The sequence below is a fragment of the Nitrosospira sp. Nsp18 genome (genome assembly GCF_900103145.1).
Taxonomy (GTDB): domain Bacteria; phylum Pseudomonadota; class Gammaproteobacteria; order Burkholderiales; family Nitrosomonadaceae; genus Nitrosospira.
In genome coordinates this window covers 58,345-81,785 of the sequence record NZ_FMWY01000007.1, presented here as the reverse complement: position 1 = coordinate 81,785, position 23,441 = coordinate 58,345, and the positions used below count along the sequence as shown (strand labels likewise).

The window sequence follows — 23,441 nt, the reverse complement described above, 5'->3', positions numbered from 1 at the left end:
CTCATCCTTCAATGTGGTTGAGTTTTTGACCTTGAGCAGGTCGCTCAGTGTTCCAGTTCGCGCTTCCGGCGCCGGAAAAAAAACCATTCTCTATTCTTGTCGAGCTCTTTGCGTAGCGTCAACTATTGCACCGAAAACAAGGGGCCCGAGGACCTACTCCTCAGGATCTTACCGACAACTCAATTTCATCTGCTTTATTTTGTCACAAGCAGGTTTTTAACCTCTTTCACTCCAGCCACCGCACCAGCCAGTGCTTTAGCCCTATCGCTGCTTGGCCACGAATCGACTGATCCGCTTAATGTCACAACGCCTTTTATGGTATCAACACCGATTTGTAGCGTTTTGAGACCGGGCTCGGCAAAAATGCCTGCTTTAACCTTGGTCGTAATCTCGGCATCATCAATGGTCACACTGGCTTTCTCGCCTTGCTCGCCGAGTTTTTTACCGATTTCATCGGTTGCTTCATCTATTCTCTTGCTGGCTTCACCGCTCATCTGATCTATTTTTTTACCAGCGGTTTCTGCGGGGCCCGGCTTGTCACATGCGGTAAGCCCAAAAACGAGTAGCATCGAGGAGATCCCGATTAATGTGAAATTCTCTTTTACTTTCATTTCGGTTCCTTTTTAATTTTTATACCGCCAAAAATACATCCTCATTGATCGGCGGACCCAATGAAGAATACCACACCCCCCCACTCCCCTCCGATATTCGTAAATCCGATTCGCGGGCTGCGTGCAATACCGCAACGCAGTCCTACGGTTTTTGCCTCGTTCCCGGCATGAGCAACCTCACCGCTGCCATAAAATCCAGGCCGCCTCCAGCGGAACTTCCGCGGCGTGGTGGTGGGGTATGAGCCGAACGGTGTAGTCCGACTCCGGACGATCCGCCGGCACGGATGCATGATAGGCAAAGCCCGTGGCTGCGGCTATCAGTGGATGCAGCCGCGTCATCTCGTGGCGCACGGGAGTGCCGCCAAAAATGGCGTCCGCATACAGCTCGACCCGCACCGACTCGGGATCGAGGTCATTCAGATATACATGAATTACAAATTTGTGATACTCGCTGTCGGTCTCGACCCTCAATTCGCCGAAACGCAAGGCAGACCAGTTATGCTCCAGCGCATGCCGCCAGGTTTCCACCTGCACACCCAGCGCGCCGTTGTCGGCGCTCCGTTCGCCGTACGCGGCCGCTGCCGGAAGGTAATGGCGCTCGGTATATTCGCGCACCACCCGGTTGGTGGAAAAACGGGGCGTCAATTGCGCCATGCTCTTGCGCATGCGCGTGACCCAGGCGGTGGGAATACCTTGCTCGTCGCGGGTATAGAATTCCGGAATCACCTCGTGCTCAAGCAGATCATAAAGGGCTTCGGCTTCAATCGCATCCCAGGCGGGATCATCGCCATGCTCGTTCCCGTCGCCCAGCGCCCATCCCACTTCTGGGGTGTACGCTTCCGCCCACCAGCCATCCAGTTCCGACAAATTGATGCCACCATTGACAAGTACTTTCATTCCGCTGGTTCCGCTTGCCTCCCAGGGCCGGCGGGGGGTATTGAGCCAGACATCCACCCCCTGCACCAGTTGCTCGGTCAAGTGCATGTCATAGTCGCTCAAAAAAATGACCGAGGCGCGTGCGCCGGCGCGATGGATGAAACGCATCCACTCCTGGATCAACGCTTTGCCTGCCTCGTCCGCCGGGTGCGCCTTGCCGGCCATGACGAGTTGTACCGGGCGCTGCGGATTAGTCAACAGCCGCAGCAACCGCTCGGGATCGTGCAGCAGCAGATCCGGTCTTTTGTAGGTCGCAAAGCGGCGCGCAAAACCCAGAGTCAGCGTATCGGGGTCAAACATGCTTTTGGCCGCCTCGACCGCTGCGGGCGGTTCCCCCGTGACGGCAAGTTGCCGGGTGAACCGCTTGCGGATGTACTCGACAAGCGATTTGCTCGCGACACTACGAAATCGCCACAGATCGATGTCGGAAACACAGAGGATATTCTGTTCCAGCATTTCCGTAGTCCCGCCCCAGCGATTTTCTCCACAGGCCTGTTTCCATAGCTTGGCCGCCGGTACCGAATCCCAAGTCGGCACATGAATACCGTTGGTTACATGGCCCACAGGGACTTCGCTCGCCGGCCAGTGCGGGAAAACGGGCCCGAAGAGGTGCCTGCTCACTTTTCCGTGCAAGCGGCTCACTCCATTTATCGCCCCGCTCCCATGGATAGCGAGATAGGCCATGTTGAAAGGCTCCGATGCATCGTCCGGATCGCCACGCCCCAGCGCCAGCAGATCTTGACAAGTTATGCCCAGCCCCGTTCTGGCATAGTCGGCAAGATATCGCTCGATCAGATCCGGGTCGAAGCGGTCGAAGCCCGCGTCTACCGCCGTGTGCGTGGTAAAAAGATTGCCCACGCGAGTGATGGATAACGAGGTCTTGAAGTCATGCCCCATCTCCTCCATGCAGTGCCGCGCGCGCTCCAGGACGGCAAAGGCGGCGTGGCCCTCATTCAGATGGCAGACTTCCGGCTTGATGCCCAGTTCAGCAAGTAATCGCCACCCGCCGATGCCCAGCAAAATCTCCTGCTCGAGCCGCAGCTCCGGGCCGCCTCCGTAAAGCTCGCTGGTGATGCCGCGGTGAGCGGGGTAGTTTGCAGCGTCATTGCTGTCCAGCAGATACAGCTTCACCCTGCCCACCTGGACCTGCCAGGCACGCAGCCAGACGGAATAGCCCGGCAATTTGACCTCGAGCCGCAACCACTCCCCGTTCTGGCGGCGCAACGGTGTAATAGGCAACTGGCCGGGGTCGTTATAAGGGAAGAGCGCCTGCTGGACGCCGTCCTTGTCGATCACCTGACGAAAATAGCCCTGTTGATAGAGCAACCCTACCCCAACGACCGGCACGCCCAGATCATTGGCGGCCTTGAGCTGATCTCCGGCTACATTGCCCAGCCCGCCCGAGTAAATGGGGAGCGCTTCATTCAGCATGAATTCCATGCAAAAATAGGCAATACATTTCAGAGGAGATATCGGATAGGTTTGCTGAAACCAGCCGGGCGCGGCCGCCGCCTCATGCCTTTCCCGCGCCAGCTCGGCGACGTCCTTGCTGAACACGGGGTCGGCAAAGACGCTCTGAAGTTTTTCTCGCGACACCGTTTGCAGCACGACCCATGGATTGCGCGTCAAATCCCATAGCGCCGGGTCCAGTTGTTCCCATATATGGTCCCCACTGTGGTCCCACGACGTTCGCATGTCCAGCGCCAGATCGGCCAGGAAATTGTATCCGTCGACATCTTTGGTGGGATGAAGCCGGTAGAGCGGTTTGCGGTCTGACGTCTGGCTTGCCATATATTGAACTCCCGGATTGCTGACGATGGAGTTTCTGCAATAGTCACATGTAATATGTAACGCAATGAAAGATTTCGGTCAAGAAACAGTTATGTATCATCAAAACTGAACCATAGCAGATATGCAAGGTTGGCGAATAGCCGCATACCCCCTAATCCCGTTTGGCTACGCAACATGCCAGATTGTTTTAACCCAAAATTTAACCCGCGCGAGGCGTACAATCTGTCGAAACGGTTGAGCGTGGTTTACTCTCCCTTTTTATTCCGCAGGGCTTTGCTGCATGCCGATAGGCCAGCGCACAGGTCCTTCCCGTACTATACTTCGTGCTTGACACCATCCACACAAACAGATAGTTTTAAACGTGTTTTCAGTCGGTTGGCTAACGGGATGCCACGTGTTTTTAATCAAGAGAGAATCGCGAATCTCTGTTCCCGGAAGTCGAAGGATGGGGAAGCTCGTTGACGGACTGGATCAATACCGGTGCCGGCGAAGATCATGTCGCCAGATGCCGGCGTAGCCCTTTCCGTGCCGCACCGTCATATGAAATATCGACCGCCCATCGACTCCCGGTAGAGCAAACAAGCCCCCCAACGGATTCCGGCGATCATCCCATTTACATCCAGATACATCCAAAAAAGTAGAAACCCATGACATCCGGCGCTAATTCAAAGCTCCTCGCCTGGGACTCCTCTGCCATTCCGCCCAAACTGACCGTGCGCGGCGATTGGACCCTTGACAACTATGCCGCACTGGGAAAGGAAATCGCCCGGCTTCGCGCCGAAGTGGCGGATCTGGCTGGGGCGCAGAGTAACCAAATTGACCTGAGTGGCCTGGGCGCGCTAGACACGGCAGGGGCTTCGAGGCTGCTTGAATTGCTCGGCGTCGAACTCGCCCGGAAACTATCCGGTCCCGATTCAGTGCTGACCACGGAACGCGATGCACTGTTGCGAACAGTAGCGGATGCGATGAGCACTACCGGCAAAATCCAGCACACGCGGCGGCGCTCGGCGGCAATCGAACTGCTCGAGAGGATTGGGCATGCCATGGAAATCTTTCGGCAGCAGGCATTGGCGTTGCTCGGATTTACGGGTCTCACGCTCCAGGCCCTGACCCATACCATTTTTCGTCCAAGGCGCTGGCGTATCACTTCGGTAGTGGCCCAGATTGAAGAGACTGGCCTGAATGCCGTGCCCATCGTTGCCCTGCTAAATTTCATGGTCGGGGCGGTGATTGCGTTTCTCGGCGCAACGGTGCTGGCCGATTTCGGCGCCAGCATCTATACCGTTAATCTGGTGGCCTACTCGTTCCTGCGCGAGCTTGCTGTCCTGCTCACCGCTATTCTGATGGCTGGTCGGACGGCGAGTGCCTTCACAGCCCAGATCGGGTCCATGAAAGCCAATGAGGAAATTGACGCCGCACGCATGCTGGGCCTGAGCCCGGTCGACTTGCTGATATTGCCACGCCTGTCGGCGTTGTTCGTCTCGCTGCCTATTCTTACTTTCGTGGGCATGATCTCGGGCATATTCGGGGGCGGGGTGGTCTGCGCGCTGACGCTGGATATTTCCCCGGCGATGTTCCTGTCGATTTTTCAGGAACAGATTGAATTGCGGCATTTTCTGGTGGGTATGTCCAAGGCACCCGTATTCGCTTTTGTGATCGCGATCATCGGCTGTCTCGAAGGTTTCAAGGTCAGCGGTAGCGCACTGTCGGTTGGCCAGCACACGACTTCCAGCGTGGTCCAATCCATTTTCGTCGTCATTCTTCTGGATGCGCTGGGCGCGCTGTTTTTCATGGAGATGGGATGGTAAGCCCGACTGCTTCTCCCAACTGCGATGTGATAATTCAGGTCCGCGATCTGACAAACCGTTTTGGCAGGCAGACGGTACATGAAAAGCTGAATCTGGACGTTTATCGTGGGGAGATACTGGGCGTGATCGGTGGCTCCGGCTCAGGCAAGTCGGTACTATTGCGTACGATAGTTGGATTGCAGACACCTGTGTCAGGGAGTGTATGCGTACTTGGCGAAAACGTCCTCAAGTTGTCGCGTAAGCGCCGATATCAGCTCGAGCGGCGGTTTGGCTTGCTTTTCCAGCGCGGCGCCTTGTTTTCTTCGCTCACCGTCATCGAAAATGTCGCTGTGCCGCTCATTGAAAATGCCGGCCTCAGCCGGGCCGATGCCGAGCATCTCGCGGAAGTAAAACTTGCGCTGGCGGGATTACCCGCCAACGCCGGCGAAAAATACCCCGCCATGTTGTCCGGGGGCATGGTAAAACGTGCTGCGCTTGCACGTGCGCTGGCCCTCGACCCGGATATACTATTTCTGGATGAACCTACGGCGGGCCTTGACCCGATAGGCGCCGCGGAATTCGACCAACTCATCATCACATTGCGCGACGCGCTGGGACTGACTGTTTTTATGGTGACGCACGACCTTGATACGCTCTACACCATCTGTGACCGGGTTGCGGTACTGTCCGGCAAGCACGTCCTGGTGGCGGATACGCTGGATGTCGTTGAAGCCACCGATGACGCCTGGGTGCAGGATTATTTTCACGGTCCACGCGGGCGCGCGGCTCACCAGGCCGGACGCCACCGAATGCAGGAGGCCGGTTGATGGAACCTCGCGCTCACCATGTACTGATCGGGCTCTTCACCGTTACCGCCGTGGTGGTTGTCTCGCTATTCGTTTTATGGTTAGGGAAATCGCCCAGCGATGCCCAGCAGCGATATTACATCGTCATTTTCAACGAAGCCGTAAGAGGCTTGTCCGTCGGCAGCGCCGTACAGTACAGTGGCATAAAGGTGGGCGATGTGGTCGGGCTTGAGCTCGATCCGCGCGACCCTCGCAAAGTACTCGCGCGGATACGTGTGCAAGGCAATGTCCAGATCAAGCAGGATACGCAGGCGCGGCTGTCATTTACGGGCATCACCGGAAACTCCATTATAGAACTTAGCGGCGGGTCTCCGGATAGCCGCAGATTGGTGGCGGCGGAAGGCGAAGATCCTGTGATCGTGGCCACCCCTTCTCCAATTTCCAAACTGCTGGAGCAGAGTGACAGTACCATGGCTGACATCACCGAGCTGATCCTGAGAGCCAAGGACGTTTTGTCACGCGAAAACGCGCAACATTTAAGTAAAACGGTCGAAAATATAGCGCAGGCTTCCGGAGCGATAGCCGGCCAAAGCGAAAACTTCAAGGTGCTGGTGAAGGAATTGACGGCCGCCAGCAAGCAAGCAAACCAAGCGTTGCGGCAGGCTTCGCTGATGATGGACAATACAGACGCGCTGATCAACAATCAGGGCGCGCGTACTTTGGACAGCGTAGAGCAGACGACGGCTTCACTGGCAAAAACCAGCGCCACCATCGACCAACTACTGCTCGACAACCAGGAAGCGCTTGGCAGCGGAATGCGCGGTTTGAACGAGCTTGGGCCTGCGCTGCAAGAGCTGCGTAAAACGCTGGGTTCAATGAGCAGGATAATGGGTCGACTGGAGGACAACCCGGCCGATTATCTGACCGGTCGTGAAAAAATTCAGGAGTTTGAACCGTGATCCTAAATCCGGTAGTTGACCGCTCATTTAATAGATCAATGTCATGATTAATAACAATATTTCATATTATTTGACGCTTACCCTCCGGGGTGAGGCCGCTACGGGGCGAATTGTACGGTTTGTGCGGCACATGGCTGCGTTGCAACTTCTTGGAATGGAACGACCATTCCGCGTCGTTGCGCCTTGCCCTGCACCCCAAAAACCGTACACTTCCCCCCGTCCAACTACCGGATCTAGGATGATGGGTCGCGCGCTTCGGCCACAATACTTTTGCCGTTTCGGGCTGGTGTCGGGTATGGCAATGGTATTTTTGTCTTCCTGTTCTATATTGCCTAAAGCCGAAACGCTGGAGATCTATCAACTCCCCTCCTCTTCGATTCCGCGCTCGACCCAGGCGCACAGCCTGCCCTGGGCGCTGCGCATTGCTACCCCTAAGAGCAGCCAGGTGACCGACAGCATGCGCGTGCTGGTACTGCGGCAGGACAACCGCATCAGTGCTTACAAGGGCATACGCTGGGGCGACCCTGCGCCCATTTTATTGCGCGATCAGCTCGCGGAAGCTTTTCGCACCGATGGCAGGTTCAACTCGGTGAGCAGCGGCAATAATAATCTCATGGCCGATCTGGAGCTCGGAGGTGACCTGACCGCGTTTCAGGTGGAATACAAAAACGGCATACCTGCCGTGAATATCCGCTTTTATGCAACGCTGGTGCAATCCGGAAGAAACCGCATCGCAGCCACGCGCAGCTTCGAGATCCTAGAACCCGTACTGGGCAGGGAAATACCGGAAGTCATCGCGGCATTCGGCAGAGCCAACGACCGGCTCGCCACGGAGATTATCGATTGGACGCTGCAATATGGACCGGCTTCGCAACCCGCCGTGGAATAAATTCTTCGCTCGGATTTTCAGTGTAAATATCCTACGCGGAAACTGCTTCCCATCTATGGCGGAAACAGTCCTGCCGGTAATCCGCCGGTGCCCCGACCTAAGATGAAATACGGCCCGCCAGCGCCTCCACGCCGGCGATAACATCGAACAATTCCTCATCGATTTTGTTTTGCCGCAGCCGATAGAATGTCTGGCGAAGATCGGCACTCAATTGATCGATATTTTTTTCGGCGCGCTCCATTGCCGCCAGGCGGCTGGCGTTTTCACTCGCAAGCGATTCCGCACACGCGCGAAATAGTGAAACGAACAGATACTCCCGAATCAGCGCGTGCAGCGTCGCTTCGCCGCTGCCCATCACCTCCGGCAGCTTGCTTGTCGGCCAGGGAATTCCGGCCAGTTCGCTCCGCCAGCCATCGTCCAGCGGCAGCAGCCGCTGATGGACAGGCGCATATATCGCGCCCGATCGAGAGCTGTTGTAGAAGAGATAAAGCTGCCTCACTCCGTTTCGGTTGCGACCGGTTAGCCGGGCTTCGCCTTTTCCCGAACTGGGTGTCAGAGTTGGCCCCGCTCTCGACGTCAGCGTCTCCATCAGAATCCGGCCCACCAGCGGCGTGATCGCCTTGACCGAAAGCGGAACGGTAAACAGCCCTGCTACCTGCAGATCCATATGCACGCTCATACCCGCCAGCCGATCATGCAAACGCTCACCCATCACCCATACCCTTATTTTGCCCGGCAGGGCTGCCAGCGTCTGAATGGCGTAATCGGCCATGACCTCGTTGAATTGGCCCACCAGTCCCTGATCCGAACCGAACAGGACCGCGCCGATTACATCGTTCTCCCGGTTTATTTTCTCTCCCGCCACAGGTGATAAGGGCGATACGGGCGGCGATAGCATGCCGGTGCGAAAACAGACGCTCAAGCCAAGCTGCACGGCGCGATAATAATCGTCCAGTGCCCGTGTTGATCTTTCGTATTGCCCGATGCTTGCCGCTGCCATCGCCTTCATGGTGCTGACCACCGACCGCAGATCACGGGCTCCCTCGATTTTCCGACGGAGGCTGGCGAGGCTATCGCTCATCATGTGCCTCGCCTGCTTTGGATTCAAGTTCCGACGATGACTGAAATCCGGTGAGCGCATTGCGCAGGCTTTGCGTGATCGATTCACGGTCCTCATCGCTCAGCTTTTTGGCAGTTTCGATGCGCGCACGCACCTCGGCAGGTATATTCGCCACTGCCTCCCGTACTGTTCGCTCGGCCTCTGCCATGCGGTCGGGCGGTACGTTGTCAAACAACCTGGCGGTCAGCGCCAGCAGCACACCGATCTGCTCGATCATTGAAACCGGAGCGGATTCGAGTTGCCTGAGGCAGGCACGAATGCGGCGCCCATGCTCGATAATCCGGAGGGTATCCTTATCCAGCCTCGCGCCAAACCGGGCAAAGGTCTCCAGCTCTTCAAACTGCGCATAGTCCAGCTTCAGGTCGCCTATCACCGCGCGGTAAACGGGGCGCTGGGCCTTGCCGCCGACACGCGAGACAGATTTGCCGACATCGATAGCCGGCAATACACCCAATGCGAACAATGCCGGGGAGAGATAGATTTGGCCATCGGTGATGGAAATCAGGTTAGTCGGAATATAAGCGGAAATATCCTGAGCTTCCGTTTCGATAACGGGCAACGCAGTGAGCGAGCCGCCGCCCAATTCTTCGCGCAGATGGGTTGCGCGCTCCAGCAACCGCGAGTGAATATAGAAAATGTCGCCTGGATAGGCTTCGCGTCCGGGCGGCCGGCGCAACAACAGGGACAGTTCACGGTAAGCGCGCGCGTGATGCGTAAGGTCATCGTACACGATCAGCACATCGCGGCCCTGCTCCACAAAATATTCCGCTATGCTGGTTGCGGCATAGGGGGCAATGTAGATGAGGCCCGGTGGATTGTCTCCCTCCGTCACCACGACCACCGTGTAGCGCATCGCGCCTTTTTCGCGCAAGGTGGCGACCACCTTTGCTACGCCGGAGGCATGTTGGCCGATAGCGCAATAAACGCACAGTACGTTCTCGTTTCGTTGATTAAGTATGGTGTCGAGCGCGATGGCGGTCTTGCCCGTCTGCCGGTCGCCAAGAATCAGCTCGCGCTGTCCGCGGCCGATCGGGACGAGTGCATCGATGGCCTTGATGCCGGTTTGCAAGGGCACGGTGACGGGTGCACGGTCCATGATGGATGGAGCGGCGCGTTCGATGGGCAGGCGCTTCGAGGAGACGACCGGCGCCTTGCCGTCCAGCGGCCGTCCCAGCGGATCGATTACCCGTCCGATCAACCCGTCGCTCACAGGCACATCCATTACATGGCCTCTGCGTTCGACCTCATCGCCGGTATTCAAGTGCGAGTAGTCGTCGAGCAGCACCACGCCGATTTCATCTGCATCGATATTGAATGCAATGCCATATGACTCACCGGGAAACTTCAGTACTTCCTCGAACCCCACGCCGGGGAGTCCCGATACTTTTGCAATGCCGGCAGCGATGCTCGTGATCGCACCTGTCTCGCGCAAGGCCAACCGCGGCTTGGAAGCTTGCCGTACTTGCGCCATCTGCGTGAATACGTCATCGAAGACGTTTTGCAGGTTTTTGGTTACCGCATTCATCGAATATGTGCGGGGGGTTTGAGGTTCGAGGTTTCCGGGTTGTCCGGGGTGTTCGGTTTTTTCTTGCCCGCGTTCTTTTCCTTTACCGATGCCTCGGCTTGAGGCTCAGCTCCGAACTCAGGCTCGGTTGGGAACCCAGGCCCGGGCTCAGGCTGGGCTTCCGGTTCAGCTTTCGATTCAGGTTCCGCAGGGTTCTTCAGAAGCTTGCCTATCTCCTCCTCGAGCGACGCAAGATACCCGGCAATATTCCAGGTAACTTTATGCCCGTTGGCAATGAGTTCAATGCCGCTGATCAAGTCCGGCCTGGCCTCGAACCGGACTGGAATTCTCGTTTCCAGGATTTCATTAATCGCCGCTTTAATCGCATTTTGCTGTGTAGCGGGCAAATCAAACGCGCTCCGGATTAGAATTCCTGCCGTTTCTGCTGCCGCTGCTGCGGTCATGGCGGGCGTGGCCGGCAACGGCTGCGCCGACAGCCTGGTTATCGAAGCCAGGCCCACCTTTTCCTCGGGGCTTAGCGCGCGCAAACGTTTGATAAACGCGTCCGCGATATGCGCTTCAAGCGTGGTATCGGCAAGATCAGCCAGCACCTTGCGGGCAATGGCAAATACTTCCGCGCCTATGCGACGGGAGAGTACCGCCCTCAAGTCCTGATATTCTCTTTTCAATGCTTCATCCCGCTGCGCGCGCAGATCGTCAGCATCCGTCCGGGCGGCGGCAATCAACCGTTGGCGTTCGGCGTGCGCCTCCTCAGAAGCCGTGTGTAGCAGTACCGACCGCTGCTGTTCGAATTCGTCGTTCTTTTGCCGAAACTCGTCGCGCTCCTTTTCAGCTTCCCGTTTTTTTTCATCGGCAGCGGCAAGCTCTGCGGCGATGCGCTTTTCTCTCGCGTCCAGCGCCCTGAGTATGGGTTGATATAAAAAACGTTTCAACAACCACACCAGGATGAGGAAGTTTACGATTTGCGCAATAACGGTGAACCAGTCTATCAGCACGACCTATTTTCCGGCTGCCTGGGCAATAACGTGATTCCAGAACGGATTGGCAAAAATAAGAATCATGGAAATCACGAAACAATAAATAGCCAGCGACTCGATTATCGCCAGCCCGACAAATAACGTACGGGTAATGGTCGCGGCGGCATCAGGCTGCTGCGCCAGTGAAGTCAGCGCCGTCGCCACCGCCTTTCCTTCTCCCAGTGCCGGTGCAATCACACCGATGCTGATCGTCAGGCCCGCCGCGAGAATCGATACGATTGCGATAAGGGTCATGCTGTCCATATGCTCTCCTTCTCTTTATCTGTCAGGTTATATTTATTTGGGTCATGTTTATTCGTGTCACGTTTATTCATATTGATTATACGGTCGCCACTGACATTGAGGTATCGCCTTTCCCGCGAAAGCGGCAACCATTCCGTCAGCGTTGTGAAGTAGTTTTACTGGATAAACCTGGTGCGATCTCATAAGTTTTGCAGTCATAGGTCGTAGTTCCGTAGTTCGTAGGATGGGTGAAGCGACGCGCAACCCATCAAATCCCCCCGAAATAAATGGAACGACCATTGCGCTTCCTTCTGCCCGCCCTACATAAACAGGCGAATGCAAATGAGAATAATCTATAGGTATTATGCTCTCACCTGGCTTCCAGTCTTTTCATCTCCGAGTCACCGGGTCCGTCCAAGTCATAGTCCTGATCGGTATCCTCCCTAAAGCTCGAGGTGGCAGCCGCGATATAGACCGTCGCCAGGATACTGAAGATATAGGCTTGCAGCATACCCGTCAGCAGACCAAGCGCACCCATGACGACGGGGAAGATGAACGGCGTAACGGTCAGCAAGATCGCAAGAATCATCGTGCCGCTCATGATATTGCCGAACAGGCGAATAGCCAGGGCCAGGGTGCGCGAGAACTCGCTGATAACGTTGAAGGGCAGCATGAGGGGTGTCGGCTCAAGATAGGATCTGAGGTAACGGCTTAGTCCCTGCTCTTTTATGCCGTACACCGGCACAGCGATGAATACGCAGATCGCCAGCGCCGTGGTGGTCGAGAGCGAGCCGGTCGGTGGTTCGTACCCCGGAATGACGATGAAGAGCGTCGCCGCGACGATAAACACAAACAACGTGCCGAGAAAGGCGAAGTATCGCCGCGGCTGGCGCAAACCTACTTCTCTTATCTGGTTGTGGATGGCGAGAACAATGACTTCCAGAAGATTCTGCCAGCGGGCACGTTCCAATCCTATGGATAGGTTACGGGTAATGGCTCTTGAACCGATAACCAGCACGCACATCAGCCCCCAGGTGAATACAATGGTGGCGTTCAGTTTCAAAAACCCGTACTCCCAGAAAATAATGCCGTCAGGGCTAAGGTGCATGGCTGGCCTTTCGTTCCAGGTGGTCGAGGTCTGATTTATCCGAGCCTGCAAGCCGCGTCGCAACCAGCCGCGTAATGATGAATCCAAGCAGACCGGCAAGTAGTATTTGCCAGCTTTCGCCCGGCAGGCCCAGCAGAAAATAAAATCCCGTCATGACCGCGCTTATCCGCAGCAGCGTGCTGCCAATGAACCAGAGTCCCGGATTCCGGGATGAAACGCCGCGGCGCACTGTCCACCACAAGCCGCCGAAAAAAAAAGCGCCCAGCAGAATGCCTGCCGCCAACGACAACACCAGACCCCAGGTTTCACCCATTCGATCCCCCTATTGCTTCCGTTGCTGCCGCTGCTCCCGTTGCTTGGTTCTACCTTTTATTGACGCTCTCGTGGCGCCCCCCTCGTGGCTCGCCCTATCCTCTCTGGCCAACCAGTACCAGGCATTCAGGCAACCCGTAATCAGGCCGATAATGAGCAGGGTCAGCGTCCATGAGTGATTGATCGGATAGTTTTTATCCAGCCATATGCCCAGTGCCGCACCCAGCAGTGTGGGCACAGCGACCGACCAGCCGACCAGCCCGATCATGCCCAACCCGGACCAGATTATCTGTCTGGCCTGATGCTGGGCCTGTTGTCCTTTGAGCTTCCGCGTCGCCGTCACCGCTACGCGTCGGCTTAATTCCGACTCACTCCCGTCTGTGGAGGCTTTCTCCTCCGCTTTTCCTCCTGTTTTTCTGCCTGCCTCATCGCTCATGGTGAAATTCCATTAAACGGCGAATAAAGCCGCTTTCCATTTTTGCCATCATCAGGCGTGCATCCCGCTCCTGTGCATCAAGGTTTAAAAACGCGTTCACCACGGTCTCATGTAGCGTAGCCAGGTCAGCGCCCGTTATCGCATTACGTACGGATACCAGTACCTCCACACCGGTTTTTATCAGGATGCCCTCGTCAACCGCCACATAAACCTCACCCTCTTCTTTCGTTTCAAAAGCGAGGATGCCCGGCACAAGCGCCGCCACGCAGTCGAGCCGGTTGGGCAGCAGACCATATGATCCGGTACTGGTCTCGGCAACAATGCGGGCTACCTCAGTCTTTTCAGCGAAAACCCCGAACGGCAGAAGTATCTTGAGGTTCATGACAGTTAGAGAGCCGCATTCCGGTTTGGGCTGGTGTTCAAGTTCGGGCTGGGGTACATGTCCGGCTTTACAGGCGAATTTCCCGCATGGTTCTTTCTTTTCGCCTCGTTGGCCCCGCCGATCATATATAGCGCCCCCTCGGGAAGATCCTTGAATTCATCTCGCAAGATGCGCTCGCAGCCATCCAGCGCATCCGCAAGACTGACCAGTTTCCCCTCGATGCCCGTAAACTGCTCCGTAGTGAAAAACGGCTGGGTAAAAAAACGCTCCAGCCGCCGCGCACGTGCCACGATGCTTCGGTCTCCCGGAGACAGTTGTTCCAATCCCAACATGGCGATGATGTCCTTGAGCTCGGCGTATCGCGCAAGCGTGTGGCGCACCTCTTGTGCTATATGATAGTGCCGCTGGCCGATGACGCCGGGCGTCGACATTTTGGAGCCGGACTGCAGCGGATCGATGGCCGGATACAAGCCCTCGCTCGCGCGCTTGCGCGAGAGGACGATGGAGGCGGAAAAATGCGAGAAGGCGTGCACTGCAGCAGGGTCGGTAAAATCATCCGCCGGGATATAAACTGCCTGGATTGATGTAATGGCGCCGGTTTCCGTATTGGCGATCCGTTCTTCCAGTTGTGCCAGTTCCGTGCTCATCGTCGGCTGGTAGCCCAGGCGCGACGGCATCTGGCCCATCTGCCCGGACACCTCCATGCCCGCCTGGATAAAGCGGAAAATATTATCCACCAGCAGCAATACATCACGATGCTCGTCATCCCGGAAATACTCTGCCATGGTCAGCGCGGCATGACCGACACGGAACCGGGCGCCGGGAGGCTCATTCATCTGGCCGAACACCATCACCATGTTCTCCAGCACCCCCGCTGCCGTCATGTCACGGTAGAGCTCCTCCCCTTCGCGGCAGCGTTCCCCGATGCCGCAAAAAATACTGACGCCCTCATGCTGCCCGGCTACGTTATGGATCATTTCGGTGAGCAGGATGGTCTTTCCGACGCCTGCTCCGCCGAGCAAACCGGTTTTGCCCCCGCGTTCCAAAGGCATCAGTACGTCGATGATTTTGATACCTGTCTCGAAGATTTCGGATTTCGTGGAGCGCCGCGCCAGAGGGGGCGATGCGTGATGAACCGAACGCCATTGCGCGTTGGCCGGAGCAGGCCGCCGATCGATGGGCTCGCCGAACACGTCGAACATGCGCGAAAGGGTCGCCTTCCCTACCGGCGCCATCAGCGGCCCATGCGTATCGGTGACCTGCATGCCTCGAGCGAGACCTTGTGTGGGCGTTAGCGCAATGCCACGCACGTGATGGCCATCAAGCTGCGACAACACTTCAATCGCGATTTCTCCTTGCTTCCCTGCACGCAGCAATGTGTGAATAGGCGGAACACGCTCAAACCGGATATCCACAATGCCGCCGCGCACGGAAACAATCGAACCGAATTCCGAGAAAACAGCCGTAGTACTCATATTCCCCCTCGGCAGACAAGGCGTCCATATTCTCCGATTAACTGCTGTCGTTCATCGATGCTTCATCAATATTTATACGGTAGCTATTTCATTCTAGAAGGAATAGATAACGCGCGCAGAGAAAAGCCAATCAGTTTTCTTTCTTTCGCCCAGCCATGACGGGCCGCCGCCAAGTTGCACGATATTATGCTTGTTGAAAATATATTGCATTTGAGGCGTAACCCGGTAACGCCATCCGTTGGAGCGGATTTCGTTATTGAGCTCGCACCCGACAGTGAAGTAGTCTGAAAAACGGTAAAACACGTTATTATTAATCAATGGAACGGCTTCCCCAAAGCGGTCCCCCTATCAATCCAGCCAAGTTGCTGTTTCAGGATAATACGTCGGTCCCCAAGCTTGTTCCGTGTGCTTCCACACCAAGCTACACACTAAGCCATCCTTCCATAGTCGTCCTCGTCCTGGTCAATGCACCGGCCGGCGCGGCTAGAGTCGATCCATCAAGCCCGTACTATGCCGGTACGCTCTCGATGTTCGGGCACCACGTCGTGCATGGGTCCGTCACCTTCACCATACCATTGTCGGGTGCGCTTGCCGCGACACAAGCAGGTAACCTCCTCTGGGCCGACGCGCCGGTGAACATCCAGGTGGTGCCGGAACACAATAATCGCGTGGCAGTTGCGTCTTGAGGTGGATGAGCCGGGTTCGTCCGCCCGTGCGCCACGGCCGGGCGAGGTAGAAAGCGTCAATTTGATTTATATACCGATCAGCCATTGAGAACATTGACAGGATCGGCAACGAAACCCGAATGTTTATAAGACCGTATTTACAAGACAGGAGAGCTTCTGGCGGCACTTTCGCGGAGATCGAACGGTAGGTCGGGCTCCGCCCGACGATCAAGAAACGATGTCGGGCATAGCCCGACCTACCAATCGTGTATCTTCGATGCCAATCCCCCATGGCGGGGTGGAGAGGAATAACTCATTATTCCGATGGACCCCCTGTTACAGGTCAGCCGGTAGGTCGGGCTCCGCCCGACGATCAAGAAACGATGTCGGGCATAGCCCGACCTACCAATCATGTATCTTCGATGCCAATCCCCCATGGCGGGGTGGAGAGGAATAACTCATTATTCCGATGGACCCACTGTTACAGGTCAGCAGGTCGGGCTCCGCCCGACGTCGTTTCTTAGATCGTCTACCTTACCTTATCTTTGATGCCAATGCCGGCCGGCTGATTCATTCAAAGATGAGCCCATCACTTCAATTGCTCATGAAGCAATTTTAATATGCGGTTTGCGTCACTCGATTTCTCTGGTTCGCCCTCGCTATTCAATACCTTGACATCGGTGCTTTCTCCTGCCGCTCCGACTTCACTTAGCTGGATGCGGTATTTATCCCGTTTCTCGTCCTTCTCGTCGCGCCAGAAGAGAAGTTTCGAGAAAAATCCCGGCCCGGCACCACTGTCCACGTCAGGGTTGATATAGCGCACGAAATAAATCCCTTGCGAGCGATTACGATCCTCAACGGTAAAACCAATACGGTCAAGCGCCAGCCCAACCCGTCGCCAGCAGCGGTCAAAAGCCTCATTCACGGTAAGCACGCCGCCTTTTTCACCCGTCAGGCGCGCGCGCTCTGGCGCCTTGCCGGCGCTGGCTACTGACGTTCTCGCACGTTCTTCCGCCACACCGAAACGCATCATCAAGCGGGAAAGCATCTCGGCCTCAAGGTCCGGATCGGCTGGACGGGGTTGCCAGCGAGTACGAATATCACCCTCCATCACTTCATCCATGCCGCGGTGGCTGATGTAAATCTCGGTTACGCCATCCTCTCCGCGCTCAAGGCGGGTGCGAAATTTGTCGCGCTCGGCGGTCGAATACAGGGTATCCAGAATTTTACCCAGCGTGTTACGGATGATATCCTCCGGAATTTTCGCACGGTTTTCCGCCCAGTCGGTTTCCATCACGCCGGCTTCGGGCATTTCAACCTTGACGATAAAACCCAATTCCTGCCAAAACTCTTTTACTACCGGCCATATGTCCTCAGGTTCACCTGCCACCACCAGCCAGCGCTGAGTACCGGAGCGCTCCATGCGCACACCACCCTCATCCAGCGTGGGTAGAATGGAACTGCCTCCCCCGGTTACGGAACCTTTGTTGCGCTCTTTGTCGTAGGCAGAAAAAGTTGCGGTTCCCGTCGGGTTGATATCCGGAACGATATAGCGCTCGTCTGAACCGGGCATGGTCAAATCGGGCGGTATCTCCAAGGGCGGAAGTTTACCCGCCGACTTGTAATTTATTTTCTTTGCTTCCGGTAGCAGATTGCATCCTGCCACGGCCACCGCTAAACATAGCGCGACCATTATCCGCCATCTCATGCGCAACGCTCGATCCCTCGTAAATTCCGGCCGGTCATTTATATGGTTATCCCGGCCTTGTCCATCGCTTCTCTTACAACTTGATGATATTGATCCGATAATGGAGTCAAAGGCAGACGAAGGGTAGCACCTATCAGCCCCATCTGCGATATTGCCCATTTTACCGGAATGGGATTCGCCTCGACGAACAAATCGAGATGCAGCCTCAACAATTTACTGTTGGCAAGACGAGCAGCGGAAAGGTCTCCCGCAAACGCCGCAATGCACATCTCGTGCATCAGCCGCGGCGCAACATTGGCTGTTACGGAAATGACGCCATGCCCGCCCAGCAGCAGCATCGCCAGGGCACTCACATCATCTCCGCTATAAACCGCAAAGTCTTCCGGTGCTCGGCACAGCAGATCGAAACCTCGCCCCATATCGCCGGTCGCATCCTTGATGCCGACAATATTGGGAATCTGTGCCAGCCGCAGCACGGTGTCGTTGGCGATATCGGCTACCGTCCTGCTGGGCACATTGTATAAAATCTGCGGAATATCGACCGCCTCCGCTATTGCCTTGAAGTGTTGATACAAGCCTTCCTGGGTCGGCTTGTTGTAATAGGGAACCACTGAAAGACTTGCATTTGCGCCTGCGTTCTTCGCGTAAATGGATAGATCGATTGCTTCCCGGGTTGAATTTGCACCGGTCCCGGCGATAATCGGCACTCGCCCCGCAGCACGCTCTACCGCCGTTTCGATCAGCAGATGATGTTCGTCGAAATCCACTGTCGGAGATTCGCCTGTGGTACCCACCACCACGATGCCATCAGTTCCTTCCGCTACATGAAAATCGATCAGGGCGTTGAAACGCTCCAGATCCAGTTCGCCATTGTCATGCATGGGCGTGACGATAGCGACCAGGCTGCCCTTTATTGCAACAATACTCATGACGGATCCATCCAGGAAACAGTAAAAACCATATTTTACCCGAATCTCGGCGTTACCAAGAATATTCGCCGCGACCCGGTATTAATCCGGCATTACTACGCACAAGAGTCACCTGCTCACGCGGATCGCGCTTTCAGACAACGCAGGCATGGCTGGGTTCCTGGATGACCTGAACAGGGTCCACCCGGATGGGGTGTGGGCTTATCCAGGTCATCCGTTCGCCACCATTAATTGCATTACCGGATAAAACTTACTACTATAAAATCACATCTGTCACACAACGACGGTGCGCCAAGGCAGAGATTATAGCGATCCCCTCGCGCTGAAAAATGGCAGTGCCGGTGAGCAACCTGGTGGCGCAAAAAGCATCCGGTTATTCTGCAAGGCCAACTGAAGAAGAATGAGCTGCTGGGGATGATTTTCCTGAGCGGCAAAGGTGGCAAAGATCGAAGAAATCGGCTCCAAAACCGAAGACCGAAGACTGAAGAAAATAACCAGCTATCAGGGAGGCACCATGGCAAAAGCCAACCCGATCCAGGTACAAAAATTTTTATCCGGCATGCATTACCCCGGCGGACAAGGACGAAATTGTGGATCACGCCAAAAAGCAAAGGGCCGATGACAATATAATGCAAACGCTCCAGCAGTTGCCGGATGAGAGTTTTGAAACCCCCGCCGACGTCAGCAAGGCTATTGGTCAAATTGAATAGTTTTTGCCGATATGCCGAGTGCGATTCCATTGAAAGCGAAGACGGAGACAGCGTTTATGTCGGGCAGGTGGCAGGATGATCACCGCAAGTAACTGTGGCAGCGTACCTGCCTAGCGCGCCGGGGAAAATTGCCGTTCTCCACGCCAAGGCGCTGGGCGATCTTATTGTCGCCTTGCCGGCATTAGAGGCAATAAAAGAAACTTACCCGACCGCTGAGTTGGTGCTGCTCTCCAGGCCCTGGGTAAAGGAATTCCTGGCAATACGGCCTTCCGCGATCGATCGTGTCATCAACGTCCCGGCACTCACCGGCGTGAACAATGCGGTTGAAACAACGGATGGAGTCCAGGCCGTTGGCGCAGGTTTCGGTTCAGTCGAAGTTGAGCTGTTTTGCAAAGCCATACGGGCCGAAAAGTTTGACCTTGTAATCCATATGCAAGGGGACGGCAAAGCCGTTAATCCTTTTATCAACAAGCTCGGCGGCAGCCTTACAGCGGGCATGCGCAATCCCCCGGCCGAGCGCATCGATCGCTCTATTCCTTACGTACATTATCAAAGCGAGGTTTTGCGCAACCTGGAAATCGCTGCGCTGGTGGGTGCGCATACGACCCACCTCGAACCTCAAATCAATGTGACCCGAGCGGATGAGCAGGAGGCCGCGTCCATTAGAGAAACCATCAAGGGGAAGCCTTATGCCGTGGTCCATGCGGGTGCTGATGATATCCGCCGCATATGGCCGGCGGATAAATTTGCCGTTGTAGCGGATAGCCTGGCCGGGAAAGGATATGAAGTTGTCCTCACCGGCACGTCAAAAGAAGAAGGCATCGTTACCAACGTCATGCAGGCAATGGCTCATACCGCCATTCCATGCACTTCACTTGCGCTTGGCGGCCTCGCCGCGCTCCTGAAAAAAAGTGCATTGGTCATCAGCAACGATACGGGGCCGCTTCATCTGGCGCGAGCGGTTGGTGCACCGACAGTCGGTATTTACTGGGCGCCTAATGTACTCAACTGGGGCCCGCTCAGCCGGAAACGCCACCGTCTTGCAATAAGCTGGCAGCTTGAATGCCCCCGCTGCGGCATCAAGCCGGTTTCGCCATGGCCCTTTCAGCCTGCGGCACCCGATTGTGATCACCCGTACTCGTTTGTTGAAAGCATCCCTGTTGCAGAAGTACTTGGGTTGGCCGCCGAATTACTGCCTGCCGAAAAAACTAGCGAAAATTCTCGAGAAAACGGCTGACCACCTGCTGCCAGTCGCTTGCAAACCGCTTTATGCCAAATCGCTGGTTCGCATAGTCTGCGGCATTCCGGCTCAGTTCCCGTGCGTACGCAGGATGATCGATCAGATAGCGCATCCGCTCGGCAAGCATCTCGGCATCGGTTTCCACATAACCAGTCCTGCCATTTTCCACCGCTGTCACCATCTCCGTTGTAGCAAGGCCAACTATCGGCAGGCCCACCATCATCGCTTCACAGACGGACAGGCCCAGGCTCGTATAACGAATCGGATTAAAGAAGAAACGATAGGTCGCCATCAGAGCCGGCAAGTCATCGTGGGGCACTTCGCCAATGCCGCCGAGTTCCGCTGACCCCATCCCTGCCAGGTCCAGAGGGATTTGTTCACGAATTTTCTCGAATACATCCAGGCCCAACCGGCGGCCCCGTTTCCCAATATTATTCACCACGACGATGCCTTTCGGATTCTCGCCGGTATAGGTCACGTTGTCCGGCACCATTACCCCATGGTCGATAACCACCGCCGGCGTTCGGTTGTTGTCCCACATCAAGCGATTGAAGCTGGTCACGTGAACCAGTAGCATGGCTGGGTCGTCCACCCAATGCCTGGTATTGGTAGGATGTTCTTGCGGGGGGTCGTGCTCGAGATAGATTCTTGGCAGCCGGCGCTGGGTCTCGGATAATATCTCGTACTGGTCAACTTCGTAATTCTTGCGGTGTTGAAACAGTATGGCGTCGAGTTCGAGATCCTTTACCTCGCCGGCGGGAACATCATGCACATTTTCCCCCCAGGCAAAACCCGGCGCGCGGCCGCCATATCCCTCCCCCTCTCCTTTCGGGAGATAGAACTCAAAAGGCGCCTGCGTAAGGTAGTAAAGATAATTACCGTGAATATGCCAGGTAAGAACCCTGAGTTTTCTTTGATTTATGGGTTTCTCCTTTCGTTTTCCAGTACTGCTTTGGTCACCAGGATAGTAGCCTCGGGTGTCGTAGCAGCACGTCCCGCCACAACCCGGTGGCGAACCTGATCAAGCGGGCCCCAAATCAGGGGATCGGTTGTCGTAAAGATCGTTACACTGGGCACATTCACTGCTACCGCGAGATGGGCAACGCCAGTATCGTTGGAAATGGCCGCGTGACTACCTTTCAGCAACGCGGCGAGCGATCCGATATCGGTTTTACCCGAAAGATCAATCGCAGCGCCCGTCATTGCCTGCATAACTGCCAGTGTCAGCGGCCTTTCAGGGCCGGTGCCCGTCAAAACCACTTGCAGGCCCTGCCGAATGCAACTGTCCGCCACAGCTGCGAAATGCTTGGCTGGCCAGGGCGTCGCGGAAACAGCGCCTGGATGCAAGCAAACATAGGGCTGGTTGCTGATAGACCGGTATTCTTTCAACGCCTGTAGTTCTTGATAGTCCGTGTCGAATAACGGAAACTCCATGGTGGTGTCCGGCTGACCCATGCCGAGAAACTCCAGCAAACTGAGGCTCTTGCTCAACTCAGGCTGATGAGCGGGATACGGCATGAAAAAATCACGATTGGGCCAGTATGTCTCCTCGCTCGCAAACCCAGCGACCGTCCTGCCACCGAGAAGGGATACGAGGACATTGGACACGTTGCCTTTGCCGTGCATTTGCAAGACCAGGTCGTATTTTTGCGTCTGCATATCGACTAGAAATGCTGTGATTGCTTCAAGCCTGAATTCGCATTCCGGTAATCCCGGAAAACCCGGGAATTCAACAAAATTATCGATGTAGCGGTTGTAGCGCCTTGCGAGCTCTCTACTCCACGGCAGGCCGATATAATCGATGCTGGCTTGCGGAAAAGCTCGCCGGATAGTTTTCAATGCAGGGGTAAACAACAGGAAATCACCTAACTTCAGCGCTCGGAAGATGGCAATTTTTTTAATTGGCAGACCACATAGCTGGACCATATACTTCCTGCTGATATACCTTTATTGTCTTCTTCTATCCCACAGTATTACAGACAGTATACATAAAAGGCACGGTCCTATTTCTGCAAGGTTTTCCGATTTATTTGAGTGATGTTTTCACTAACGCTACTTCATCCAATGAGAAGATATTATGTGTTCGTCATTACAAGCTTAACCCGGAACGCAGAAGGTAGAAAGTAGGATGGGTGAAGCGAAGCGCAACCCATCAAATCACAGATGGGCACAAATAGAGGTTGTTGCCTCCGCCTCCACCTATCCTGCGAGGTAACTCATACCAGGTATGCCCCTTGTAATATTCGTCCGCCTGCTACAAACAGACAGCTAAGAAAGGAGCTTTCATGTTTATTACAAGTCCAGTATTTCACGATCGTACCGATGTCCCCACGCGCCATACGTGTAACGGAGAGAATATCAGTCCTGCCCTTGAGTTTCGAGACTTGCCTGCCGGGACTCAAAGCCTCGTTCTTATCGTGGAAGACGTCGACGCAACACCTGACCCATGGATTCATTGGCTCGTTTTTAATATCCCCCCAACGACAGCTTCGGTATCAGCCGGTCATATTCCTGAAGGCAGCACAGAGGGCATCGCGAATGGCGGCACTCACGGGTACGAAGGGCCTTGCCCCAAATACTTCAGCGGCACCCACCATTACCACTTCCGGTTGTTCGCCCTCGATACCGTACTTGACTTACCTGCCACCGCCGACAAAATTCAGGTAGCGGCGAGCATGCAAGATCACCTTATTGATTCTGCAACGCTCGTCGGTTTATGCGAGGGGACAAAAGCCGAAGCGTAAGCTCCTTGCAAGATAATTCAAACAGCAGAATGTTTCTGTCGAATGTATG

23 protein-coding genes are annotated in these 23,441 nt (G+C 55.5%); 8 read left to right on the top strand and 15 right to left on the bottom strand.

The window, feature by feature from the left end; all coding sequences use genetic code 11:
• Positions 1-194 precede the first annotated feature (194 nt).
• Both BLS94_RS04865 and glgP read right to left on the bottom strand, forming a co-directional pair.
• Entirely contained in the window at positions 195-611 is a 417-nt protein-coding gene (locus BLS94_RS04865; RefSeq protein ID WP_090958128.1) for a BON domain-containing protein, read from the bottom strand.
• Positions 612-788: 177 nt separating this feature from the next.
• On the bottom strand, positions 789-3,338 hold the full coding sequence (glgP, locus tag BLS94_RS04860; protein ID WP_090958126.1) for an alpha-glucan family phosphorylase: 2,550 nt from the start codon (positions 3,336-3,338) through the stop codon (positions 789-791).
• 647 nt (positions 3,339-3,985) lie between these two features.
• Here glgP and BLS94_RS04855 point away from each other — a divergent pair.
• From BLS94_RS04855 to BLS94_RS04840, 4 genes are read left to right on the top strand one after another with little or no spacing between them, the layout of a single operon-like run.
• Entirely contained in the window at positions 3,986-5,146 is a 1,161-nt protein-coding gene (locus BLS94_RS04855; protein WP_090958124.1) for an ABC transporter permease, read from the top strand.
• Positions 5,140-5,952, top strand: coding sequence for an ABC transporter ATP-binding protein (locus tag BLS94_RS04850; RefSeq protein WP_090958122.1), 813 nt, complete (start codon positions 5,140-5,142; stop codon positions 5,950-5,952). The genes BLS94_RS04855 and BLS94_RS04850 overlap by 7 nt, the downstream gene beginning before the upstream one ends.
• Positions 5,952-6,890 carry an MlaD family protein gene (locus BLS94_RS04845; RefSeq protein WP_090958121.1) on the top strand — a complete coding sequence of 313 codons (939 nt, stop codon included), beginning with the start codon at positions 5,952-5,954 and terminating at the stop codon, positions 6,888-6,890. Before BLS94_RS04850 ends, BLS94_RS04845 begins: the two co-directional genes overlap by 1 nt.
• 43 nt (positions 6,891-6,933) lie before the next feature.
• The gene (locus BLS94_RS04840; RefSeq protein ID WP_218124739.1) at positions 6,934-7,779 is read left to right on the top strand and encodes an ABC-type transport auxiliary lipoprotein family protein; all 846 of its coding nucleotides are present in this window, start codon (positions 6,934-6,936) and stop codon (positions 7,777-7,779) included.
• A gap of 97 nt (positions 7,780-7,876) precedes the next feature.
• Here BLS94_RS04840 and BLS94_RS04835 read toward each other — a convergent pair whose 3' ends face one another.
• The 9 genes from BLS94_RS04835 to atpD all read right to left on the bottom strand — a co-directional run bounded on the left by BLS94_RS04835 (position 7,877) and on the right by atpD (position 15,396).
• Positions 7,877-8,863: a F0F1 ATP synthase subunit gamma gene (locus BLS94_RS04835; RefSeq protein ID WP_256325293.1), complete on the bottom strand. Its 987-nt coding sequence runs from the start codon at positions 8,861-8,863 to the stop codon at positions 7,877-7,879.
• The gene (locus BLS94_RS04830; protein WP_090958119.1) at positions 8,850-10,424 is read right to left on the bottom strand and encodes an alternate F1F0 ATPase, F1 subunit alpha; all 1,575 of its coding nucleotides are present in this window, start codon (positions 10,422-10,424) and stop codon (positions 8,850-8,852) included. The genes BLS94_RS04835 and BLS94_RS04830 overlap by 14 nt, the downstream gene beginning before the upstream one ends.
• The gene (locus BLS94_RS04825; RefSeq protein ID WP_090958117.1) at positions 10,421-11,419 is read right to left on the bottom strand and encodes a F0F1 ATP synthase subunit B family protein; all 999 of its coding nucleotides are present in this window, start codon (positions 11,417-11,419) and stop codon (positions 10,421-10,423) included. The genes BLS94_RS04830 and BLS94_RS04825 overlap by 4 nt, the downstream gene beginning before the upstream one ends.
• 3 nt (positions 11,420-11,422) lie before the next feature.
• Positions 11,423-11,704: a F0F1 ATP synthase subunit C gene (locus tag BLS94_RS04820; protein ID WP_090958115.1), complete on the bottom strand. Its 282-nt coding sequence runs from the start codon at positions 11,702-11,704 to the stop codon at positions 11,423-11,425.
• Positions 11,705-12,053: 349 nt separating this feature from the next.
• Positions 12,054-12,791, bottom strand: coding sequence for a F0F1 ATP synthase subunit A (locus tag BLS94_RS04815; protein ID WP_090958112.1), 738 nt, complete (start codon positions 12,789-12,791; stop codon positions 12,054-12,056).
• Positions 12,781-13,104 (bottom strand): ATP synthase subunit I, encoded by a 324-nt coding sequence (locus BLS94_RS04810; RefSeq protein WP_090958110.1) that lies wholly within the window; start codon positions 13,102-13,104, stop codon positions 12,781-12,783. Before BLS94_RS04810 ends, BLS94_RS04815 begins: the two co-directional genes overlap by 11 nt.
• Before the next feature lie 9 nt (positions 13,105-13,113).
• Positions 13,114-13,539: an AtpZ/AtpI family protein gene (locus tag BLS94_RS04805; RefSeq protein WP_090958107.1), complete on the bottom strand. Its 426-nt coding sequence runs from the start codon at positions 13,537-13,539 to the stop codon at positions 13,114-13,116.
• Positions 13,529-13,921: a F0F1 ATP synthase subunit epsilon gene (locus BLS94_RS04800; RefSeq protein WP_090958105.1), complete on the bottom strand. Its 393-nt coding sequence runs from the start codon at positions 13,919-13,921 to the stop codon at positions 13,529-13,531. The genes BLS94_RS04805 and BLS94_RS04800 overlap by 11 nt, the downstream gene beginning before the upstream one ends.
• A gap of 5 nt (positions 13,922-13,926) precedes the next feature.
• Entirely contained in the window at positions 13,927-15,396 is a 1,470-nt protein-coding gene (gene atpD, locus BLS94_RS04795; RefSeq protein ID WP_090958103.1) for a F0F1 ATP synthase subunit beta, read from the bottom strand.
• Positions 15,397-15,713: 317 nt separating this feature from the next.
• On the opposite strand from atpD, the gene BLS94_RS14815 reads away from it, so the two are divergent.
• On the top strand, positions 15,714-16,082 hold the full coding sequence (locus tag BLS94_RS14815) for a hypothetical protein (RefSeq protein ID WP_176767798.1): 369 nt from the start codon (positions 15,714-15,716) through the stop codon (positions 16,080-16,082).
• A gap of 568 nt (positions 16,083-16,650) precedes the next feature.
• Here BLS94_RS14815 and bamC read toward each other — a convergent pair.
• Together bamC and dapA are read right to left on the bottom strand one after the other, a co-directional pair.
• Entirely contained in the window at positions 16,651-17,769 is a 1,119-nt protein-coding gene (gene bamC, locus BLS94_RS04780; RefSeq protein WP_090958099.1) for an outer membrane protein assembly factor BamC, read from the bottom strand.
• 38 nt (positions 17,770-17,807) lie between these two features.
• A complete protein-coding gene (dapA, locus tag BLS94_RS04775) occupies positions 17,808-18,698 on the bottom strand; it encodes a 4-hydroxy-tetrahydrodipicolinate synthase (protein WP_090958097.1) in 891 nt (296 codons plus the stop codon).
• 590 nt (positions 18,699-19,288) lie between these two features.
• Between dapA and BLS94_RS15410 the strand changes: the two genes are divergently transcribed.
• Both BLS94_RS15410 and BLS94_RS04765 read left to right on the top strand, forming a co-directional pair.
• Positions 19,289-19,408, top strand: a complete 120-nt coding sequence (locus BLS94_RS15410; protein ID WP_218124738.1) for a DUF2795 domain-containing protein — start codon at positions 19,289-19,291, stop codon at positions 19,406-19,408.
• 94 nt (positions 19,409-19,502) lie between these two features.
• Positions 19,503-20,645 (top strand): glycosyltransferase family 9 protein, encoded by a 1,143-nt coding sequence (locus BLS94_RS04765; RefSeq protein ID WP_090958094.1) that lies wholly within the window; start codon positions 19,503-19,505, stop codon positions 20,643-20,645.
• Here BLS94_RS04765 and BLS94_RS04760 read toward each other — a convergent pair.
• Together BLS94_RS04760 and BLS94_RS04755 are read right to left on the bottom strand one after the other, a co-directional pair.
• The gene (locus tag BLS94_RS04760) at positions 20,617-21,420 is read right to left on the bottom strand and encodes a glycosyltransferase family 4 protein (RefSeq protein WP_256325292.1); all 804 of its coding nucleotides are present in this window, start codon (positions 21,418-21,420) and stop codon (positions 20,617-20,619) included. The two genes, BLS94_RS04765 and BLS94_RS04760, sit on opposite strands and share 29 nt — an antisense overlap.
• Positions 21,421-21,566: 146 nt before the next feature.
• Positions 21,567-22,574 carry a glycosyltransferase family 9 protein gene (locus tag BLS94_RS04755; RefSeq protein ID WP_090958090.1) on the bottom strand — a complete coding sequence of 336 codons (1,008 nt, stop codon included), beginning with the start codon at positions 22,572-22,574 and terminating at the stop codon, positions 21,567-21,569.
• A gap of 359 nt (positions 22,575-22,933) precedes the next feature.
• Here BLS94_RS04755 and BLS94_RS04750 point away from each other — a divergent pair, with 359 nt between their 5' ends.
• The gene (locus BLS94_RS04750; protein WP_090958088.1) at positions 22,934-23,392 is read left to right on the top strand and encodes a YbhB/YbcL family Raf kinase inhibitor-like protein; all 459 of its coding nucleotides are present in this window, start codon (positions 22,934-22,936) and stop codon (positions 23,390-23,392) included.
• The last annotated feature ends 49 nt before the right edge of the window (positions 23,393-23,441 follow it).